Annotated in this window: 18 protein-coding genes; 9 read left to right on the forward strand and 9 right to left on the reverse strand. The window is 69.2% G+C overall.

All coding sequences use genetic code 11. The features are described from left to right. Position 1 precedes the first annotated feature (1 nt). Entirely contained in the window at positions 2-877 is an 876-nt protein-coding gene (gene dapA, locus C8N44_RS00910; RefSeq protein ID WP_107974272.1) for a 4-hydroxy-tetrahydrodipicolinate synthase, read from the reverse strand. Positions 878-1,009: 132 nt separating this feature from the next. Here dapA and C8N44_RS00915 point away from each other — a divergent pair, with 132 nt between their 5' ends. Beyond that, complete coding sequence (locus C8N44_RS00915; RefSeq protein WP_107974273.1) at positions 1,010-2,962, forward strand: lytic transglycosylase domain-containing protein; 1,953 nt, start codon at positions 1,010-1,012, stop codon at positions 2,960-2,962. Between the two features lie 34 nt (positions 2,963-2,996). Here C8N44_RS00915 and C8N44_RS00920 read toward each other — a convergent pair whose 3' ends face one another. From C8N44_RS00920 to mnmC2, 3 genes are all read right to left on the reverse strand, one after another. Further along, complete coding sequence (locus tag C8N44_RS00920) at positions 2,997-3,923, reverse strand: metallophosphoesterase (RefSeq protein ID WP_107974274.1); 927 nt, start codon at positions 3,921-3,923, stop codon at positions 2,997-2,999. Positions 3,924-4,018: 95 nt separating this feature from the next. After that, entirely contained in the window at positions 4,019-4,894 is an 876-nt protein-coding gene (locus C8N44_RS00925) for a DMT family transporter (protein ID WP_107974275.1), read from the reverse strand. Further along, entirely contained in the window at positions 4,891-5,559 is a 669-nt protein-coding gene (gene mnmC2 / locus C8N44_RS00930; RefSeq protein WP_107974276.1) for a tRNA (5-methylaminomethyl-2-thiouridine)(34)-methyltransferase MnmC2, read from the reverse strand. The genes C8N44_RS00925 and mnmC2 overlap by 4 nt, the downstream gene beginning before the upstream one ends. A gap of 46 nt (positions 5,560-5,605) precedes the next feature. On the opposite strand from mnmC2, the gene C8N44_RS00935 reads away from it, so the two are divergent. Continuing rightward, positions 5,606-6,652 (forward strand): NAD(P)/FAD-dependent oxidoreductase, encoded by a 1,047-nt coding sequence (locus tag C8N44_RS00935; RefSeq protein ID WP_107974277.1) that lies wholly within the window; start codon positions 5,606-5,608, stop codon positions 6,650-6,652. 108 nt (positions 6,653-6,760) lie between these two features. Here the strand turns inward: C8N44_RS00935 and C8N44_RS00940 are convergent, their stop codons facing one another. From C8N44_RS00940 to C8N44_RS00955, 4 genes are all read right to left on the reverse strand, one after another. Beyond that, a complete protein-coding gene (locus C8N44_RS00940; RefSeq protein ID WP_107974278.1) occupies positions 6,761-8,923 on the reverse strand; it encodes a DEAD/DEAH box helicase in 2,163 nt (720 codons plus the stop codon). 166 nt (positions 8,924-9,089) lie between these two features. Then, positions 9,090-9,710 carry a hypothetical protein gene (locus tag C8N44_RS00945; protein ID WP_107974279.1) on the reverse strand — a complete coding sequence of 207 codons (621 nt, stop codon included), beginning with the start codon at positions 9,708-9,710 and terminating at the stop codon, positions 9,090-9,092. Positions 9,711-10,173: 463 nt separating this feature from the next. Next, positions 10,174-10,875, reverse strand: coding sequence for a GNAT family N-acetyltransferase (locus C8N44_RS00950; RefSeq protein ID WP_107974280.1), 702 nt, complete (start codon positions 10,873-10,875; stop codon positions 10,174-10,176). Next, complete coding sequence (locus C8N44_RS00955) at positions 10,868-12,253, reverse strand: aminotransferase family protein (RefSeq protein ID WP_107974428.1); 1,386 nt, start codon at positions 12,251-12,253, stop codon at positions 10,868-10,870. Before C8N44_RS00955 ends, C8N44_RS00950 begins: the two co-directional genes overlap by 8 nt. A gap of 343 nt (positions 12,254-12,596) precedes the next feature. Between C8N44_RS00955 and C8N44_RS00960 the strand changes: the two genes are divergently transcribed. The 3 genes from C8N44_RS00960 to C8N44_RS00970 all read left to right on the forward strand — a co-directional run bounded on the left by C8N44_RS00960 (position 12,597) and on the right by C8N44_RS00970 (position 15,762). Continuing rightward, on the forward strand, positions 12,597-13,598 hold the full coding sequence (locus C8N44_RS00960; protein ID WP_107974281.1) for a taurine ABC transporter substrate-binding protein: 1,002 nt from the start codon (positions 12,597-12,599) through the stop codon (positions 13,596-13,598). 95 nt (positions 13,599-13,693) lie between these two features. Next, positions 13,694-14,500: a taurine ABC transporter ATP-binding protein gene (locus tag C8N44_RS00965; protein ID WP_107974282.1), complete on the forward strand. Its 807-nt coding sequence runs from the start codon at positions 13,694-13,696 to the stop codon at positions 14,498-14,500. Further along, on the forward strand, positions 14,497-15,762 hold the full coding sequence (locus tag C8N44_RS00970) for an ABC transporter permease (protein WP_107974283.1): 1,266 nt from the start codon (positions 14,497-14,499) through the stop codon (positions 15,760-15,762). Before C8N44_RS00965 ends, C8N44_RS00970 begins: the two co-directional genes overlap by 4 nt. 27 nt (positions 15,763-15,789) lie before the next feature. On the opposite strand, the gene C8N44_RS00975 is transcribed toward C8N44_RS00970, so the two are convergent. Next, a complete protein-coding gene (locus tag C8N44_RS00975; RefSeq protein ID WP_107974284.1) occupies positions 15,790-16,800 on the reverse strand; it encodes a zinc-ribbon domain-containing protein in 1,011 nt (336 codons plus the stop codon). Positions 16,801-16,862: 62 nt separating this feature from the next. Here C8N44_RS00975 and C8N44_RS00980 point away from each other — a divergent pair, with 62 nt between their 5' ends. Genes C8N44_RS00980 through C8N44_RS00995 form a run of 4 tightly spaced genes read left to right on the forward strand, consistent with a single transcriptional unit; the run spans position 16,863 to position 19,771 of the window. Continuing rightward, positions 16,863-17,540 carry a cell division ATP-binding protein FtsE gene (locus tag C8N44_RS00980; RefSeq protein WP_107974285.1) on the forward strand — a complete coding sequence of 226 codons (678 nt, stop codon included), beginning with the start codon at positions 16,863-16,865 and terminating at the stop codon, positions 17,538-17,540. Then, complete coding sequence (locus C8N44_RS00985) at positions 17,537-18,442, forward strand: cell division protein FtsX (RefSeq protein ID WP_158273976.1); 906 nt, start codon at positions 17,537-17,539, stop codon at positions 18,440-18,442. Before C8N44_RS00980 ends, C8N44_RS00985 begins: the two co-directional genes overlap by 4 nt. After that, positions 18,439-19,185 (forward strand): lysophospholipid acyltransferase family protein, encoded by a 747-nt coding sequence (locus C8N44_RS00990; RefSeq protein WP_107974286.1) that lies wholly within the window; start codon positions 18,439-18,441, stop codon positions 19,183-19,185. Before C8N44_RS00985 ends, C8N44_RS00990 begins: the two co-directional genes overlap by 4 nt. Beyond that, on the forward strand, positions 19,166-19,771 hold the full coding sequence (locus C8N44_RS00995; RefSeq protein WP_107974287.1) for a pyridoxamine 5'-phosphate oxidase family protein: 606 nt from the start codon (positions 19,166-19,168) through the stop codon (positions 19,769-19,771). Before C8N44_RS00990 ends, C8N44_RS00995 begins: the two co-directional genes overlap by 20 nt. Positions 19,772-19,793: the final 22 nt, after the last annotated feature.

The following is a 19,793-nucleotide window of genomic DNA, read 5'->3' on the forward strand; positions in this document are numbered from 1 at the left end:
CTCAGTTCAGCAGGCCCGCGTGGCGCAGCCCGTAGTCCACCTTGCCGCGGGTCTCGGCCGTGAGCGGCATCAGCGGCGGGCGCACGTCCTCGGCGCAGAGGCCGAGGCGGCTCATGGCGTATTTCGCGCCGCAGAGCCCCGGCTCGGTGAAGATCGCGTGGTGCAGCGGCATCAGCCGGTCCTGGATCGTCAGCGCCTTGGCGTAGTCGCCGGCAAGGCAGGCCTCCTGCAGTTCGGCGCAGAGCGCCGGGGCCACGTTGGCCGTGACCGAGATGCAGCCGGTGCCGCCCTGTGCATTGAAGCCATGCGCGGTGGCATCCTCGCCCGAGATCTGGATGAACTCGGGCCCGCAGGTCAGGCGCTGGGCGCAGACACGCGCCAGATCGCCCGTGGCATCCTTGACGCCGACGATGCGCGGCAGCTTGGCCAGCTCGCCCATGGTCGAGGGCAGCACGTCCACCGCCGAACGGCCGGGGATGTTGTAGATGATGATCGGCAGGTTCACCGCGTCGTGGACCATGGTGAAATGCGCGATCAGCCCCGCCTGCGTCGGCTTGTTGTAGTAGGGCACGACCGACAGCGCCGCGTCCGCGCCCGCCTTCTCGGCGTGCTGGATCAGGCGGATCGCTTCTTGCGTGTTGTTCGACCCGGTCCCGGCGATCACCGGGATGCGGCCCGCGACGGCCTCGACCACGAAGCTCACCACGTCCTCGTGTTCGCGGTGGCTCAGCGTCGGGCTCTCGCCCGTGGTCCCCACGGGGACAAGCCCGTGGCTACCCTGCGCGACGTGCCATTCGACAAGACGTTTGAGCGTGTCGTAATCCACCGCGCCGTCCTTGAACGGCGTGACCAGGGCTGGAAGTGATCCCCTAAACATGACACGCTCCTTGTGGTTTACCATTATCCGGCGGAAAGAGCCTCCTGCCGCGATTGTGAGTTTGACGGGCGGCCGGAAGCGGCTAGCTTTCCGTGCGCGTCTATTCCCCTTCAGCAAGGAAATTGCAAGCTCATGGCGCGAGTCGTTGCCGCCCTTCTCTGCCTCGTCTGGACCAGTGTCGCCGCCGCGCAGGACACGGGGCGCGCGCTGGCCGCCGCCATGGAGGACATGCGCCAGGGCAACTGGGCCGGCGCCATGATCGAGGCGCGCCGCGATGGGCAGGAAGCGCTCGACGTTGTGCTCTGGCATTTCCTGCGGGCCGGGCGGGGCGAGGCGGCGCAGGTGCAGGACTTCATCGACCGCAACCCCGACTGGCCGGGTATGCCCTACCTGCGCGAGAAGAGCGAGACCGCCATAGGCTCGGCCGCGCCCGAGGAGGTGCTGGCCTTCTTTGGCGACAGCGATCCCCAGACCGGCGGCGGCGCGCTGACGCTCGCCCGCGCGCAGGAGGCCATGGGCAACCGCGGCGCGGCCGAGGCCACCGTCGTGATGGCCTGGCGCACGCTGCCGCTCTCGGGCGATGAGCGTCGCCAGATCCAGACCGAGTGGGGCAGCGTGGTCACCCCGCACAACGTGGCCCGGCTCGACATGGCGCTCTGGCGCGGCTGGCAGGACAACGCCGAGGCGCTGCTGCCCTACGTCCCCGAGGGCTGGCGTGAACTGGCCGAGGCGCGCATGGCCCTGCGGCAACTCTCTCCCGGCGTCGACGCCCGCATCGAGGACGTGCCCGAGGAACTCGCCGATCACGCCGGCCTCGCCTACGAGCGGTTCCTCTGGCGCATGCGCAAGGGCCGTTACGACGACGCGGCCGAGCTGATCCTCGCCCGCTCCGAGACCGGCGAGGGGCTGGGCGAGCCCTGGGCCTGGGCGCCCCGGCGCGCCGATCTCGCCCGCGATCTGATGCGCGACGGCCGGTATGACGAGGCCTACCGTATCGCCGCCCGCCACGGGCTGGTCGAGGGTGCCGACTTCGCCGCGCTGGAATGGCTGGCGGGCTTCATCGCCCTGCGCTTCCGCGACGACGCCGAGGCGGCGCGCGAGCATTTCATCGCCTTCTCCGGGGCCGTCGATTCGCCGATCTCGGCGGGCCGCGCGGGCTACTGGCTCGGCCGCGCAGAAGAGGCGCTTGGCAACACCGAGGCGGCAAAGACCGCTTATGCCGAAGGCGCGCGCTGGCAGACCTCCTACTACGGGCTGCTCGCCGCCGAACGCGGCGACCTGCCCATCGACCCCGCCCTGACCGGCGCCGAGGACTTTCCCGACTGGCGCACAGCCGCGTGGACGCGCTCCACCGTCTACCGCGCCGCGATCCTGCTCATGGCCGCGGGCGAGGACGCGCTGGCCGAACGGTTCCTCACGCATCTCGCAGAAAGCCTCGACCGCCAGCAGATCGGCCAGATGGGCGACATGCTGGCCGAGATGGGCCGCCCTCACATCGCCGTGCGCCTGGGCAAGCGCGCCGCGCAATTCGGGATCGAGATACCCGGCCCCTACTACGCGCTCGACACCCGCGTGACCGGCACCGACTACCCGGTGCCCACCGAACTGGTGCTCTCCATCGCGCGCCGCGAATCCGAGTTCGATCCGGGCGTAATCTCGCACGCTGGCGCCCGCGGCTTCATGCAGCTCATGCCGGGCACCGCGCAGCTTGTCTCGGGCTGGCTCGACCTCGACTACGACGCGGGCCGCCTGCTCAGCGATCCGGCCTACAACGCCCGCCTCGGCGCGGCCTACCTCGCCGATCTCGCGCAGCGCTTCGACGGCAACGTGGTGATGATGGCGGCGGGCTACAACGCGGGCCCCGGCCGGCCCATCGACTGGATGGAGCGCTACGGCGACCCGCGCCGGGGCGACATCGACGTGATCGACTGGGTCGAGATGATCCCCTTCGACGAGACCCGCAACTACGTGATGCGCGTCGCCGAAAGCGTCGTGGTCTACCGCGCGCGCCTCGGCCGCGACCCGCACCCGGTGCCGTTTTCCGAGGAGCTGACCGGCAATACCCTGCGCACGGCGACGGACTAAGCCGGCCGCCCGTGTGGCCGGCCGGGCAGGCGGATCAGAGCGTCAGCGTCCGGTCCTCCTCGACGCCCTCTCCCAGGATCTCGATCCGGTCGTCGAAGACCTCGACCACGGAATAGGCCGTGGTGTCCGGCGTCTCGACCATGCCCTTGAGGTTCACGAAGTGCTGGTTGCCGATGCGGCCGTAGTTGCCCGCGTGGTTGTGCCCGTTCATGTAGAGCGCGAAGTTGTCGTAGCTCGTCAGCAGCTCGACCAGCCGTTCGTCATCCCACAGGTTGTGCCGGTTCTTCGGGTAGATCGGGTAGTGCCCCTGGACGATCACCCGCTCGCCCTTGGCGCGGGCATCCTCCATGCTCGCCTCGATCCAGGCGAACTGCGCCTCAGACAGCGTGCCGTTCCAGCTCTGCGCATTCTCGGCCCCGGCCTCCTGCAGCTTCGCCAGCCGTTCCTCGGCTTCCGCATAGGCCGCGCTGTCCTTCGCGTTGGCAAAGGTCGAGATGTCGTTGCCGTCGATCACCAGGAAGCGGTAACCGCCACCGGTGTAGTCGTAATAGGCGCGCTCCAGCCCGGCCACGCGCTCGACCGAGGCAAGGTAGTCCGGCGCGACGGAATAGTCGTGGTTGCCGAGCACGAAATGCCCCGGCACCTCGAGCTGATCGTAGAGCGGCAGGATATGGTCGAAGCTGCTCCAGTGGCGGTCGATGATGTCGCCAAGCGTGACCACGAACTCCAACTCGCGGGTGTTCAACTCGGCGATGGCCTCCTGAACCTTCCACAGCGAATTTGCGTAATAGCGCGTGCCCCGCGGCGGCACCGGCGCGTATTGCGGGTCGGCGATCACGCCGAAACGGAAGGCCGGGCCGCCCTCCTGCGCCCGGGCGGCGCCAAAGCCCGCGAAGGGTGTGACAAGCGCCGAACCGGCGGTGGCGGCGGCGGAAGCAAGCAAAGAGCGTCGCGAAAGCATGACGAAACCTCCGGGTGTCGGTCTGGGGATGCCGACAACCTGCCCGCCGCGTGAAACAGGCCGGTGAAGCCCGTGTTACGCGTGCGTGACGCGGCTCAGTGCGCCTGCGCCCTCCGGCGCGTCCGCCACAGGGTGAACAGCCCCGCGCCCACGATGATCGCAGCCCCGATGGCCACGTTGGCCCGCAGGGTCTCGCCGAAAAGGTAAAGCCCGATCAGGCTGGCGAAGGGCAGCTGTAGATAGGCAAAGGGCTGCACGTCGCTGGCCTCGGCCTGCTCGTAGGCCTTGATCAGCGTGAAGTGCCCGGCCGATGCCGTCACGCAGAGCACCGCCATCCAGCCCCAGTCGCCCAAGGTCATCGGCTCCCAGGTCCACATCCCCACCAGCGTGGCGGCCACCGCGCCCACCGTCCCCGTCCAGAAGAACGAGGTCGCCGCGCTGTCCTGCCGCGCCACGTAGCGCGTGAGCAGCCCGTAAAGCGCGAACATCAGCGCCGCCGCCAGCGGCAGGATCGAGTAGGCTGAGAACACGCCCCCGTCCGGCTGCAGGATGATCAGCATGCCGGCAAAGCCCACGCCGATCGCCGACCACCGCCGCCAGCCGACCTTTTCGCCAAGGATCGGCCCCGACAGCGCCGCGATCAGCAGCGGGTAGCAGGCAAAGACCGCGTGGCTTTCCACGAGGCCAAGGTAGACGAAGCCCAGCACCATGATGTTGACCTCGGCCACCAGCAGCACGCCGCGGAAGGCCTGCACCAGCGGCTGGCGCGTGGCCGCCGCGCGCCGCAGCCCGCCCGCATGGCGCGCCGCCATGGCGATCACGAAGGCCGCGAAGAACCAGTAGCGGATCATCACCACCATCTGCACGTTGTAGGCCTCGGCCAGATGCCGCGAGATGCCGTCCTGCGCGGCGAAGATGGCCGTGGTCAGCACCATCAGCCAGATGCCGAAACGGGTGTTCTGCGATGTCATGGGGCGGGCTTTCGCGCTTGGGTCATGTGACGCTTCCGGCCATAGCCGGGGGCCCGCGTGATCTCAAGGCCCGCCGCCTCCAGCGCCCGGCGCACGTGGCCCGCCGCCGTGTAGGTGGCCAGCCGCCCGCCCGGGGCCGTGTGCGCCGCCACCTCGGCCATCAGCGCCTTGCCCCAGAGCTCGGGGTTCTTCGCGGGCGAGAACCCGTCGAGGAACCACGCATCCGCCGCACCCTCCCACGCGGGCAGCGTCTCGCGCGCGTCGCCCGTGACCATCTCGAACGACAGGTCGGGCAGGGTGAACCGCGCCTGCCCCCAGAAGGGCGCAAGCTCCTCGGCCAGGTCCGCCAGCTCGGGGAACCCCTCCTGGGCCCGCACCATGTCGGCGGGGGCCAGTGGGTAGGCCTCGAAGGTGGTGAAATGCAGCCGCCCCCTGGTCCCGCTCTCGCGCCAGAGCGCAAGACAGGCCAGCAGGTTCAGCCCGGTGCCAAAGCCCAGCTCGGCCACCCGGAACCCGTCCGCGAACCGCCCCGGCAGCCCGCAGCCGTCAAGGAAGACATGGCGCGTCTCGGCAAGACCGTTTTCCAGTGAATAGAAGGGATCGTCGAAACGGTCCGAGACCGGCACGCGATCGCGCCAGTCGAGGGGGTGCAGAGTGTCGCTCATGGGGATATGTCCTCGATCGCGTGCAAACTGGAACGGAGGCGGAGCGATGACAAGCCCGGATATCACCGTGCGCGGGGCAGGGATCTTCGGCCTCGCCTGCGCCTGGGAACTCACCCGCCGCGGCGCGCGCGTCCGGGTGGTCGACCCGCACGGCGTGGCCGCGGGCAGCAGCGGCGGCGTGGTCGGCGCGCTCGCCCCGCATGTCCCCGAAAACTGGAACCCGAAAAAGGCCTTCCAGCTCGAAAGCCTGCTCATGGCCGAGGACTTCTGGGCCGAGGTCGCGGAGGCGGGCGGCGGCGCGCCCGGCTACGCCCGCAGCGGCCGGCTTCAGCCCATCGCGGACGAGGCCGCGCTCGATCTCGCGCAGGCGCGGGCGAACACCGCCGCCGACCTCTGGCAGGGCCGCGCCACGTGGCAGGTCATTGACGCGCAGGACGCAGGCGCCTTTGCCCCGCATAGCCCCACGGGCAAGCTCATCCACGACACGCTCACCGCCCGCGCCCACCCCCGCAAAGCCTGCGAGGCGCTGGCGCTCGCGCTCCGCGCCAAAGGCGTCGAGATCACGCCCGAGGCCGCCGAGACCACGCCCACCCTCTGGGCGACCGGCTGGCAGGGGCTTCTGGCCCTGAACGAGGATCTGGGCCGCAAGGCGGGCGACGGCGTGAAGGGGCAGGCGCTCCTGCTGGGCTTCGCCGCCCCCGAGGCACCGCAGCTCTTCGTCGACGGGCTGCACGTGATCCCGCACGCCGACGGCACCGTGGCCGTGGGCTCCACCACGGAAAGCGACTTCACCGACCCCACCGCCACTGACGACCAGTGCGACACGTTGCACGCCCGGGCCGTGGCCGCGCTGCCCGCGCTGGCCGATGCGCCGATCCTGCAACGCTGGGCCGGTGTCCGCCCCCGCGCCCGCAGCCGCGCGCCGCTGCTGGGGCCATGGCCGGGTCGGGACGGCCACTATGTCGCCAACGGCGGCTTCAAGATCGGCTTCGGCATGGCGCCCAAGGTCGCCACGACCATGGCCGACCTGATCCTTGAAGGCCGCGACACCATCCCCGAAGGCTTCCACACCCAGGCCCTGAAACGCGCCTGAACCCGGCGCTTCTTCTTGGCGAAAATACTCCGGGGGTGAACTGGCCGCAGGCCAGGAGGGGGCAGAGCCCCCATCCTTCCTACGAAAGACCTGGCAACCGCCGCCCTCTCAGGGCTTGCGGCGCTTCGGCGGCTGCATGCCACCCTTGTCACGGGCAGGCTTGGCGCGTGCCGGCTTGCCCGGGGGCGTGAAGCGCTTCGAGGTGTCGGAGGCCGAGGCCGGCGCCTTGCGCGGCGCACCGGCGCCCCCGGGCTTGCCACCCTCGCCACGCGGCTTGCCGGTGCCCGGCTTGAAGCCATCGCCACGCGGCTTGCCGGCCCCGGGCTTGCCGGTCCGCGCGGGCCGCCCCTCGCCGGACTTGTAGGGCTTGTCGCCCTTCGGCTTGCCGAAGCCACGCTTGGCCGCCGGGGCATCGCCCGCCTCGCGCGCGGGGCGCTTGGCGGCCGGTGCCGCGTCGCGCGCCTTGCGCTCGCGCGGCTTGTCGGCCTGTGCAGGCCGCTCCGGCGCCGCCTCGGGGGCCGGGGCAGGGGCCTCCGGTGCCTTGGCAACAGCATCACCCTGCGGCGCGGGCGCCGCCTCGCGGCTCTCGCGCTTCGGCTTGAACCCGTCGCGCTTCGGCGCGGGCCGGTCGCCCTTGGGGCCTTCGCGCCGCGGCTTCGGCCCCGCAGGGCGCCCGCCAGCCGAGGGGCGCCCGAAATCCGGCTCCCCCTCGATCCGCCGCGCGGTCAGCCCGTCCTCGAGCTCGCCGCTCGCCCCAAGCGCCGCCTGGAAACGCGCCACGTTGCTCTCGGCGATCTCGACGAAGGTCTCGTCGTCGCGCACCCGGATCGCCCCGATGGCATCCTTGTCGAGCCCGCCAGCCCGCAGCAGCATCGGCAGCAGCCAGCGCGCCTCGGCCCGCTCGTTGCGCCCCACCGAAAGCGTGAACCAGACGCTGGGACCAAAGGGCGCGCGCTCCTTGCGCTCGGGGCGCGCGTCCGGCGGCGACAGGTCCTCGGGCGCCGAATGCCGCGACCGGAACAGCCGCAGGTAGGCCGCGGCCACGGTCTCGGGCGATTGTGCTGCCAGCAGCCGTTTGGCGAATTCCGCCTCGGCCTCGCTCGGCGCCTCCTCCCAGACCGGATCGGCCAGCAGGCGTTCCTCGTCGCGGCGCAGGATCTCCTCGGCGCCCGGCGGCACGGTCCACTCCGCCTGCACCTTGGCGCTCTGCAGCAGGCGCTCGGCCTTCTTCGTGGCCTTCGGCGGTACGATCAGCGCCGAAATCCCCTTGCGACCCGCGCGGCCCGTCCGGCCCGAACGGTGCAGCAGCGTCTCGCCGTTCGAGGGCAGCTCGGCATGCACCACCAGTTCGAGGTTCGGCAGGTCGATGCCCCGCGCCGCCACGTCGGTGGCCACGCAGACCCGCGCCCGGCCGTCGCGCATCGCCTGCAGCGCATGCGTCCGCTCCGCCTGGCTCAGCTCGCCCGACAGCGACACCACGGCAAAGCCGCGGTTGGCAAAGCGCGCGGTCAGCCGGTTCACCGTCGCCCGCGTGTTGGCAAAGACGATGGCATTGGGCGCCTCGTGGTAGCGCAGCAGGTTAATGATGGCGTTCTCGGCGTCCTGCTGGGCCACCCGCAGCGCCTGGTAGGCGATGTCCGAATGCTGGCCCTTGCCCGAGAGCGTCGTCACCCGCACCGCGTCGCGCTGGTACTGCTGTGCGAGCTTCACGATCATCGGCGGCACCGTGGCCGAGAACATCAGCGTGCGCCGGTCGGCCGGCGCCTCGCCCAGCATGAATTCCAGATCCTCGCGGAAGCCGAGGTCGAGCATCTCGTCCGCCTCGTCGAGCACCACCGCCCGCAGCGCGCTCATGTCGAGCGATCCGCGCCGGATGTGGTCGGTCAGACGGCCGGGCGTGCCCACGACCACATGCGCCCCGCGTTCCAGCGCCCGGCGCTCGTCGCGCATGTCCATGCCGCCGACGCAGGTGGTGACCCGCGCGCCCGCCTTGGCATAAAGCCAGTCGAGCTCGCGGCTGACCTGGAAGGCCAGCTCGCGGGTGGGGGCCACGATCAGCGCCTGCGGCGCGGCGGCCACGCCGAACACCCCATCCTCGCCCAGAAGGGTGGGCGCGATGGCAAGGCCGAAGCCCACGGTCTTGCCCGACCCGGTCTGCGCCGAGACAAGCAGGTCCGCCGCGTTCAGGTCGGGATCGGTGACCGCCTCCTGGACGGGGGTCAACGTGTCGTAGCCACGCTCGGCGAGCGCATCGGAGAGGGTCTGGATCATCTGGAAACCGTGTTGCGGGGGACGGCACCGTGCCGTGCCCGGCCTGCTGGACAGGGGGAAAGGGGCTCCCTAACGCATATGCGGGCGTTTGTATACGGGGGAATTGGGGCGCGGGCGACGGCGCGGCGCGGTGGCTGGCCGCAGGCAGGAAAGCTGCCCCCCCGGACTAGAGCGAGATGATCCGCCACCCGCCGCGCCGATAGACCCAAAGCCCCGCGAAGAGCACGGCGAACATCCCCGCGATGTCACCGACCGCGTAGAGCAGCATGATTCCGGTCGAACTGCCGGGCGACACGTAGCTGTCGAAGACGATCATCTGTCCGATGGAGTTCAGCAGCGAGGAGGCCAGGCCGACCACCACCAGCGCGCGCCCTTCCACCCGCCGCCCGGTCCCGGCATAGCCGCTGGTGCCGAGATGACGCAGCGTCTCGAAGATCACGATCGTCGACAGCGCTCCGACCAGGATCGATGGCACCAGCACCGGCGCAAGGGTCCGAAGCGTCTCGGGGTCGGTGAAGATCCACTCCGAGAGCGCCCCGCCAAGGATCAGCCCCGGCACCGCCTTCCATCGCAGGAACCAGACCGACAGCACGCGGATGCCATGTGGAAGGTACAGAAGGCTCGCGTAGGTCGTCGCATCACCCAGCACGTAGGATTGCAGGGGCGTGATGCAGAGCGCGGTGATGGCGTGGCTGGCCACGTAGAGCGCGGCGGTGATCGCCACCACCGAGAGGAAATGTCCCAATCCGGCGACGAGGGTGCGGTCTTCCGTCGTACCGAAGGTCATTGTGTGGCCTCGTGGGGCCGTCTGCCGGTCAGCAAGACCTGGCTGCCGAGGGCTCGGGCCGGCGCCGCCGGGACCCGTGAAGGATGGGCTGGGAACATCATCGAGTCAAAGTTTGCGAGTATTCGAGTCAAAGGTTGTGATATCCCCGACTCGCAAATGAGTCTTTACCGAACGTTAAAATTTCCGTTCAACTGCAGTCTTTAGGCGCCGGAAGGTGCAAATTTCGCGACGCCCGCGACCCTGCCGCGCGATGCGCGCTCACCCATTCCATGAGCGCCGGGGGCGAGCCAGCATGCCACCGGAATGTCGCGGAGCCCGTCGCCTGCAATCCAAGGCCCGTCGGGGACACCCCTAATTTTCAGTTAATTCGTCTCTGTAATCCATTGATTCATATACGCCCACAGGATGTCCCGGCCCGGGACACCCCGTTTGGCGCTCCAAGGCACCCTGCGGCGGGGAAGGCTCAGCCCTCCCGGAGCGCCTTCAGCGAGACCTTCTGCCGCCCCTCGGCGTCGAAATTCTCCGGCGCCAGCCAGGCCTCAAACCCCGCCTTCAGCCGGGGCCACTCGCTGTCGATCACCGAGAACCAGGCCGTGTCCCGGTTGCGCCCCTTGACGACCGTGGCCTGCCGGAAGGTGCCCTCATAGGTGAACCCCAGCCGCCCCGCCGCGGCCCGCGAGGGGGCGTTGAGCGCGTCGCATTTCCACTCGTACCGGCGATAGCCGAGGTGGTCGAAGACATGCCCCATCATCAGCGCCATGGCCTCGGTCGCCAGCCGCGTCCGCTGCAGGGGCGGGGCGAAATGGATGAAGCCCACCTCCACCGACCCCACCTCGGGAGCGATCCTGAGATAGGAACAGACCCCGAGCGCGACGCCATCGGGATCGGTCACGGCAAAGAACAGCGGGTCCTCGCTCTCCGCCGCCTGCATCGCCCAGGCCCGCGCCGTCGCGACGTCGGGCCAGGGATGCAGCGGCATGTAGGTCCAGCCGCGCCCCTCGGGGTCCTCGGAATAGGCCGCGAACAGGGCATCCGCATGGCCCGCTTCCAGCGGCACCACGGCCCCGTAGCGGCCCGCCAGCGTCAGGTGCTGCGGGGCGGGTCGGGGCAGGGCGAGGTCCACGGGCAGCCCGACCGGCTGCCCGAGATGGTTCACCTCAGCCAAAGACGCGTCCCAGCGCGCCCTCGGTCGCGGCGATGATCTGGTCGATGTCGTCCTTCGTGGCGATCAGCGCGGGGCTGTAGCACAGGGTGTTGTTCTTCCCCGGCACCGACCGGTTGGTGGCCCCGATGATGACCCCCTGCGCCATGCAGTCCTTGACCACCGCCTGCACCTTCGCCTCGGCCATGGGCTCGCGCGTGCCGCGATCCGCCACCAGCTCGGCGCCCAGGAACAGTCCCTTGCCGCGCACGTTGCCGATCACCTCGTGCCTGTCGGCCAGCGCCTGCAGCTGGTCGAGCATGTAGTCGCCCATCTTGGTGGTGTTCTCCAGCAGGCCCTCTTCCTCGATGATCGCCATGTTCTCGATCGCGGCGGCCGGACCGGCGGTGCAGCCCCCGAAGGTCGAGATGTCGCGGAAGTAGTTCAGCGGATCGGTGTCGTCGTCCTTGAACAGCTCGAACACCTTCTCGTTCGTCACGAGGCAGGCGATGGCGGCATAGCCCGAGGCCACGCCCTTGGCCATGGTCACGAAATCCGGCTCGATCCCGTAATGCTGGTAGCCGAACCAGGTGCCCGTCCGGCCCACGCCGCAGACCACCTCGTCGATGTGCAACAGGATCTCGTACTTGTCGCAGATCTCGCGCACCTTCTGCCAGTAGCCCTCGGGCGGCACGATCACGCCGCCGCCGGCGGTCACGGGCTCAAGGCAGAGCGCGCCCACCGTCTCGGGCCCCTCGGCCAGGATCACCTTCTCGATCTGGGAGGCCGCCCATTCGCCGTAGTTCTCTTCCGGCGCGCCCTCCTGCTCGAAAGCGCGGTATTCAAGACAGTGCGGCACCCGGACAAAGCCCGGCGCAAAGGGCCCGTACTGCGCGTTGCGCTCGTCCTGCCCGCCCGCGCTCAGGCAGCCGATGGTCGTGCCATGATAGTCGCGGTCACGGTAGAGGATCTTGTGCTTCTTGCCGCCGAAGCGCTTGTGCGCGATCTGGCGGACCATCTTGAAGGCCTTCTCGTTGGCCTCGGACCCCGAGTTGCAGTAGTAGACCCGGCTCATCCCCGGCATTTTCTCCACCAGCTTCTCGGCAAACAGCGCGCCGGGGATCGAGCCCATGGAGCCCGCGAAATAGTTCATCTTCATCAACTGGTCATAGACCGCCTTCGCGATCCGCTCGCGGCCGTAGCCCACGTTCACCGTCCACACCGCGCCCGACACGGCGTCGAGGTGTTCCTTGCCGCCCTGGTCCCAGACCCGCATGCCCTTGCCCTCGACGATGATGCGCGGATCATTCGTCTCGAAGGGTTTGTGCTGCATCAGGTGATGCCAGATGTGCGCGCGGTCGGCTTCGACCACGTGGCTCAGATCGTTGGGGCTGCCGTCCATCATGCGTCTCTCCTGCGCTGTGCGGGGGTGTTTCTTCTGAATAGCACATGCGCCACGGAAATGGGCAAGGCGTAGGTCCAGATGGGGTCGAGCTATGTATCCAGTTTTGCCGCCGCGGGCGCTGCACCTAAGGTCACTTTCCTTAAAAATGGCGCGAATTCAGGCGGATGGGCCGGCAAACGAAGCCCGCGCTCGTTCGCGCCATCGGCACCCGATCAGGTCCCATGACCGAAAAACCGTTGATCGGGCACGAGAATTCCGCTCCGATCGGTCCAGAGCGCCGAAAAAAGGGCGCCAGGAACCGCCCATCCCGTGGGCAGACCAACAGGGGAGTACCAGGACTATGACGATCAGGAACGCCTTGATGGCCGGTGCCGCCGGCATGGCCCTTGTCGCCGGGGCGCAGGCCGCGCAGGCGCAGGACATCACCGTCGGCTATTTCCTCGAATGGCCGATGCCCTTCCAGTACGCGAAGGCCACCGGCATGTACGACGAGGCGCTGGGCACGAGCGTCAACTGGGTCAGCTTCGACACCGGCACCGCCATGTCCGCGGCCATGGCCTCGGGCGACGTGCAGCTTTCGGTCAGCCAGGGCGTCCCGCCCTTCGTGGTGGCGACCAGCGCCGGACAGGACCTGCAGGCCCTCGACGTGGCGGTCAGCTACTCCGACAACGACAACTGCGTCGTGCAGGAGATCCTGGAAATCGACAAGGACTCCGCCGCTGAGCTCGAGGGCAAGCGCGTCGCCGTGCCGCTCGGCACCGCCGCGCACTACGGCTTCCTCGAGCAGATGAACCACTTCGGCGTCGACATCACGACCATGGACGTGGTCGACATGGCCCCGCCCGACGGCGCCGCCGCGATGGCGCAGGGCTCCGTCGACATGGCCTGCGGCTGGGGCGGCAGCCTGCGCCGCATGAAGGACTACGGCAACGTGCTGCTGACCGGCGCCGAGAAGGAAGAACTCGGCATCCTCGTCTTCGACGTGACCTCCGGTCCCGCCACCTGGGTGGCCGAGAACTCCGACATGGTCGCGGCCTTCCTCGGCGTGACCGCCGAGGCCAACGCCATGTGGGCGGACGAGGCCAACCACGAGGAGATGCTCCCCGTGATCGCCAAGGACGCCGGCATGGACGAGGAAGCCACCGCAGCGACGCTCGAAACCTTCGTCTTCCCGCCGGTCGAGGAGCAGCTCACCGAGAAATGGCTCGGCGGCGGCGCGCAGGACTTCATGGCGGGCGTCGCGCAGGTCTTCGTCGAGGCAGGCTCGATCGACAGCGCGCTCGACAGCTACGCCGACAACGTGAACACCGGCCCGCTCGAGACCGCGTCCTCGGGCATGTAAACCCCGGGCCCACACCCCGAAACGATCCCGGCCGGGCCGTCCCTTGGGCGGCCCGCGCCGCAAGCGCCCCATGCATTCGCGAAAGAGGCAGCACCATGAGTGGGTTGACGATTGAAAACGTGTCGATGCGGTTCGATCTGCCGAACGGCACATCGGTGCAGGCGCTGAAGGATGTCTCGCTCGACATCAAGGAGGGCGAGCTGATGAGCGTGCTTGGCCCCTCGGGCTGCGGCAAGACCACGCTTCTCAACATCCTCGCGGGCTTCCTCGCCCCCACCGAAGGCAGGATCACCCTCAACGGCCACCCGGTGAAGGGTCCCGACGCCGAACGCGGGATGGTCTTCCAGCAGGGCGCGCTCTTCGAGTGGATGAACGTCCGCGACAACGTCAGTTTCGGCCCCCGCATGGCCGGCAAGCGTGAAAGGGACTGGGGCGCCAACGTGGACCACCTGCTCGACGTGGTGGGACTGCGAGACTTCAAGGAAAAGGCCGTCTACGAGCTGTCCGGCGGCATGCAGCAGCGCGTGGCGCTGGCCCGATGCCTCGCCAACGATCCCGACGTGATCCTGATGGACGAACCGCTCGGCGCGCTTGACGCGCTTACCCGCGAGAAGATGCAGGGCCTCGTGCTGCGGCTCTGGAAGGAGACGGGCAAGACCATCATCCTCATCACCCATTCGGTGGAAGAGGCGCTTCTGCTCGGCGAACGCCTGCTGGTCATGGCCCCGCGCCCCGGCCGCATCCACGAGGAATACCGCCTTCCCTTCGCCGACGAAGGCGTCGGGCGCGACCTGCGCGAGGTCAAGAAGAACCCCGAGTTCGGCCAGAAGCGCGAGGAGATCCTCGGCATGATCTGGAACATGGAAGAGGAAATCATGGGACGCACGGAGGCGGCGCAATGATCGTTCTTCTCATCTACATCGCCATCTTCGTGGCGGCCTACGTCTTGGTGAAGTTCGTCGCCCGCAAGGCCACGACGGACTATGCCTCGCTCAAGACCGTGACCTTCGGCGACGAATCCGCCGTGGTCCCCAACCGCTTTGCCAGCGTCATCTCGATCCTCACCATCTTCCTGCTCTGGGCCGCCTTCACCGGCTCCAGCCTCGTGCCCTCCTTCCTGCACGCGCCGGGCCCCTTCATCGGCGACGCCACCTTCACCTACACGGCCGAGGCCGATGGGGTGGCGCCCGACGACGCCACCGTGACCGTGCGGGTCTTCGAGGTCGGCAACGATGCCGAGGACCCGGTGGTCGATCCCGGCGACGGCTGGGCGAAGAACGACGTCGACACCATCGGCGCATGGCGCTCGGGCCTCATCCGCGTCGACGACAACGACGAATACGGTCGCGACCAGGGTCACGTCGTCACCGCCATCAACGGCACCCCCATCGAACCAGGTGGCTCGGTCGAGACCGACTATGGCCGCGTCGGCATGTCACCCAAGGGCACGCTCAACTTCGAACCGTCCAAGGGCTGGCAGATGGAGCCGATCTGGCTGCCCGCGCCCGAGGCCGTGCTTGCGCGCCTCTCGGAAATCGCCAGCGACGGCTACCGCGACAGCACGCTCTGGGAACACCTGGGCTATTCGCTCTTCCGCGTGATCGTCGGCTTCTTCTTCGGCGCGCTGGTCGGCATCCCGCTGGGCTACGCCATGGGCCTCTCGGACTGGTTCCGCGGCTGGTTCGACCCCATTGTCGAATTCATGCGGCCCGTGCCGCCGCTCGCGCTGATCCCGCTGGTCATCATCTGGGCGGGCATCGGCGAGGTCGGCAAGATCATCCTGCTCTTCCTCGCGGCGCTCTGGATCATGGCCATTGCCGCGCGCTCGGGCGTGTCGGGCGTGGCGATCTCCAAGGTGCACGCGGCCTATTCGCTGGGCGCCAGCAAGTGGCAGATCATGCGCCACGTCATCGTGCCGAACTCGCTCCCCGAGATATTCACCGGCGCCCGCGTCGCCATGGGCGTCTGCTGGGGCACCGTGGTCGCGGCCGAACTTGTCGCCGCCGAGAAGGGCGCGGGCATGATGATCATGGTGGCCTCCAAGTTCCAGCTCACCGACATCGTCATCATGGGCATCATCCTGATCGGCGTCATCGGCTTCGGCATCGACATCCTGATGCGCTACGCCGAACGGCTGCTGGTGCCGTGGAAGGGCCGGGTCTGAGAAGGACGCGCACGAGGGCAGGCGGGGTCACTCCCCGTCGCCCTGCGCCGCCTCCGAGCTCATGGCATCGAGCCGCATGAGCAGGTCGGTGCTGCTTTCGTCCAGCCAGCGCCGCGCCGCGTCCACCTGGTCCGCATAGGCCTCGAGCATCGGAGCCGCCTCGGGCACTGCCTCGGCGATCTGCGAGGCCGAACTGTAGATCGCGAGCGCCAGCGCTGCCACGACGACGACCAGGACGAAGCCCGTCACGAAACCCGAACCGCCCTCGCGGGCCTCCGGCTCGGCCTCGCGGCGCCGGGTGCTCCGGTCGTGGCGCAGCGACTGGGACACTTCGTCGAGGTCGGGAAACGCCTCCTCGCGGGACCTCTCCCGCGCGGCCCCGGACGCCTTCGACGACGGGGCAGGCACGGTGTGGGCGCCGGCCTCCAGCGTCAGGTTCCGCTTTCGCCGGGCGTCGTCACTCGATGGCTCCTCCAGTCCGAGGTCGCTCTGGACCTCGAGCGCGCCGCGCTCTTCCTGCCGGCGCCGGTTCTCGTAGGCGGCCTCCTCGCGCAGCACGCCGAGCACCGACGGATCCAGCTCGCGCCGCGGCGGCGCGGGCGGCATCTTGCCGCCATCCTCCTCGCCCTCGTCCTCCGGCTCCACCGGCGCTTCGACCGCCGCGTCCACGGTCGCCTCGTCCGTGGCCGTCTCGGCCTCTACAGGCTCCGCTGGCGCCTTCGGCGCAGGGCGTTCCGCCGGCGGCGGGCTTGCCGGGGTGCGCACCTTCGGATCCGCCACCGGCTCGACCAGCGGGATATCCTCGCCCACCTGCGCATGCCCCTGGAACCAGGTGTGTCCGCAGTTCGAACACTGCACGTCCCGTCCCCGCGCCGGAATCACGTCCATGGGCACGTCGTATTGCGCCCCGCAATTCGGACATATCAACCGGAACCTGCTCACACGTGCCCCCTGGCCCTTGGCCAACCGAAATCCTGACAGCCCCACAATAGGTTGCGAGGAAAGAGCGGAAAAGCCCAATCGTTGCAAGCCTCTCATTGCAACCGGGGCAGCGCTGCGGCACAAGACGGCAGTCAGAAAAGCGTCAAGGCAGGGCAGCGGTGATCGAGCTCGACAATGTGGCCTACAGTTACGGCGGAGAGGCGCTGTTCCGCGGCCTCTCTCTCACACTGGCGCCCGGCTCGTTCCACTTCCTGACCGGCCCCTCGGGCGCGGGCAAGACCACGCTGCTCAAGCTCTGCTACGGCGCGCTGCGCCCGACCGAGGGCGATCTCAGCCTCTTTGGCCGTTCCGTGACCGAGATGGACCGCGACGCCGTGGCCATGAACCGCCGCCGCGTCGGCGTCGTGCACCAGGACTGCCAGTTCCTCGACCATCTGCCTGTGATCGAGAACGTGGCCCTGCCGCTCGTGGTCTCGGGCCAGTATTCGCCCGAACACGACGAGAACCTTTCCGAACTGCTCACCTGGGTGGGGCTCACCGACCGCGCCGGCGCCCTGCCGGCCGAGCTGTCGGGTGGCGAACGCCAGCGCGCGGCACTTGCCCGCGCCGTCATCATGTCGCCCGAGGTCATCCTCGCGGACGAGCCCACCGGCAACGTCGACTGGGAGATGTCGCAGCGGCTCATGCGCCTGCTGATCGAGCTCAACCGCATGGGCAAGACGATCCTAATCGCCACCCACGACCTCATGCTGATCCGTACCACCAAGGCGCACGTGCAGGCGCGCGTCCTGCGGCTGGCGGGCGGCGGTCTCTACGCCGCTGGGTCCGAGCTTTGAACTGGCCCGGCCTCTCTCCGCGCCGCCTGCTCACGGCAGACCCGGGCGCCGACCGTATCGTGCCGCCCTCGGGCTTTACCGTCTGGCTGACGCTCTTCACGGCTGCGACCATGGCCTTTCTCACGGTCTTCGCGCTGGCACTCTCGCTCGCCTCGGGGCGGCTGGCCACAAGCTGGGGCGCGGAACTGGCCCGGGCCTCGACGGTCCGCATCTCGGCGCCGGCGGGGCAACTCGCCGCCCAGACCGAGACCGCGCTGCGCGTGCTCGACCAGACCCCCGGCGTCGAAAGCGCCCGGGCCCTGACCGAGGAAGAGGCCCAGGCCCTGCTCGAGCCCTGGTTCGGACCCGACCTGCCGCTCGGCCAGCTGCCCGTCCCGCAGCTCATCGAGATCCGCGAAGCTGCCTCCGGTTTTGACGCGGCGGGCCTTCGCCTGCGCCTGCAGGCCGAGGTGCCCGGCGCGGTGCTCGACGAACACGCCCGCTGGCGGCGCCCGCTGGTTTCGGCGGCCTCGCGGCTGCGGGGCATCGGCTGGATCTCGATCGGGCTCATCGGCGCCACCATGACCGCCATGGTCACGCTTGCGGCGCACGCCGCGCTCTCGGCCAACGCGCAGGTGATCGCGGTTCTGCGCCTCGTGGGCGCAACCGACGGCTACATTGCCCGCGCCTTTGTGCGCCGCTTCACCCTGCGCACCTTGATCGGCGCCGGCATCGGCACGGTGCTGGGACTGGGCGCCATGCTGCTCATGCCCGAGGGCGACACTTCGGGGGGCTTCCTCACCTCGTTGCGCTTCGCCGGCTGGCATTGGATCCTGCCCTTCCTCGTGCCGCCGCTTGCCGCTACGGTCGCCTGCCTTGCCACAGCCGCCGCCGCGCGCCGCGTTCTTGGACAACTCGCATGACCAATCCCGGCCCGTTCCAGTACATCCGCTCGGTGCTCTTTACCGTCGTCGTCTTCGCCGGCATGGCGGTCTACGGCATCGCCTTCTTCCCCGCCGCCATCTTCTCGCGCCGCGCGGCGAGATACGCCTGCCGATCCTATGCGAATTTCGCCTGCTGGCTGGCCCGCTGGATGGTGGGCATCCGCACCGAGGTGCGCGGCATGCCCCCCTCGGGCGAGGTGCTGATCGCCGCAAAGCACCAGAGCTTTCTCGACATCATCATGATCTTCGCGAGCCTTCCGGCCGCCAAGTTCATCATGAAGAAGGAACTGATCTGGGCGCCCTTCATCGGCCAGTACACCCTGCGCATCGGCTGCGTGCCCGTCGACCGCGGCAAGCGCGGCAAGGCCATCGCCAAGATGCTTGCCGATGTCGACGCCGGCAGCGCCGAACCCGGCCAGCTGGTCATCTATCCGCAGGGCACCCGCGTCGCACCGGGCGTGCCCGAACGCTACAAGACCGGCGCCGCGGCGCTCTATGCCCAGACGGGCTATCCGTGTGTGCCCGTGGCCACCAACTGCGGCCTCTTCTGGCCCCGCAACGGCATCCTGCGGCGGCCCGGCCTTGCGGTGGTGGAATTCCTCCCCGAGATCCCGCAGGGCCTGCGTCAGAAGGATTTCCTCGCCCGGCTCGAGCGCGAGGTCGAAACCGCATCCGACAAGCTGATGGCAGAGGCAGGATTTCATGCACCGGATCGACACTGAAGAGGCGCTGCACGCCCTCTACGGCACCCCCAAAGGCACCGCGCTGGGCAAGGTCGCCCCGGCTCTGACCCCGCACTATCGCCGCTGGATCACGGCCTCGCGCTTCTGCGTGCTCTCGACCGTCGGCCCCGAGGGCGTCGATGGCAGCCCGCGCGGCGATGACGGCCCGGTGGTCACTGAGCTCGACGCCCGCACGCTCGCCATGCCTGACTGGCGCGGCAACAACCGGCTCGATTCCCTGCGCAACATCGTGCGCGACCCGCGCGTGGCGCTCATGTTCATGGTGCCGGGCTCGACCAGCGCGCTGCGCGTCAACGGCCGCGCCTTCGTCACCGACGACGCCGACCTGCGCGCTCGCTTCGAGAAGGGCGGCCGACAGCCCGCCACGGTCATCGTGATCGAGATCGGGGAAGTCTACTTCCAGTGCGCCCGCGCGATCATGCGCGCGCGTCTCTGGTCGGGCGAGGATGAAAGCGCCGGGCTGCCGAGCGCCGGCGACATGCTGCTCGAGGCATCAAACGGGCAGGAGGGGGGCGCCGACTACGACCGCACCTGGCCCGAGCGCGCCGCGCGCACCATGTGGTAGCGGGGCCCCGAAGGGCCGCGCC

The sequence above is a fragment of the Allosediminivita pacifica genome, assembly GCF_003054175.1.
Taxonomy (GTDB): Bacteria; Pseudomonadota; Alphaproteobacteria; order Rhodobacterales; family Rhodobacteraceae; genus Allosediminivita; species Allosediminivita pacifica.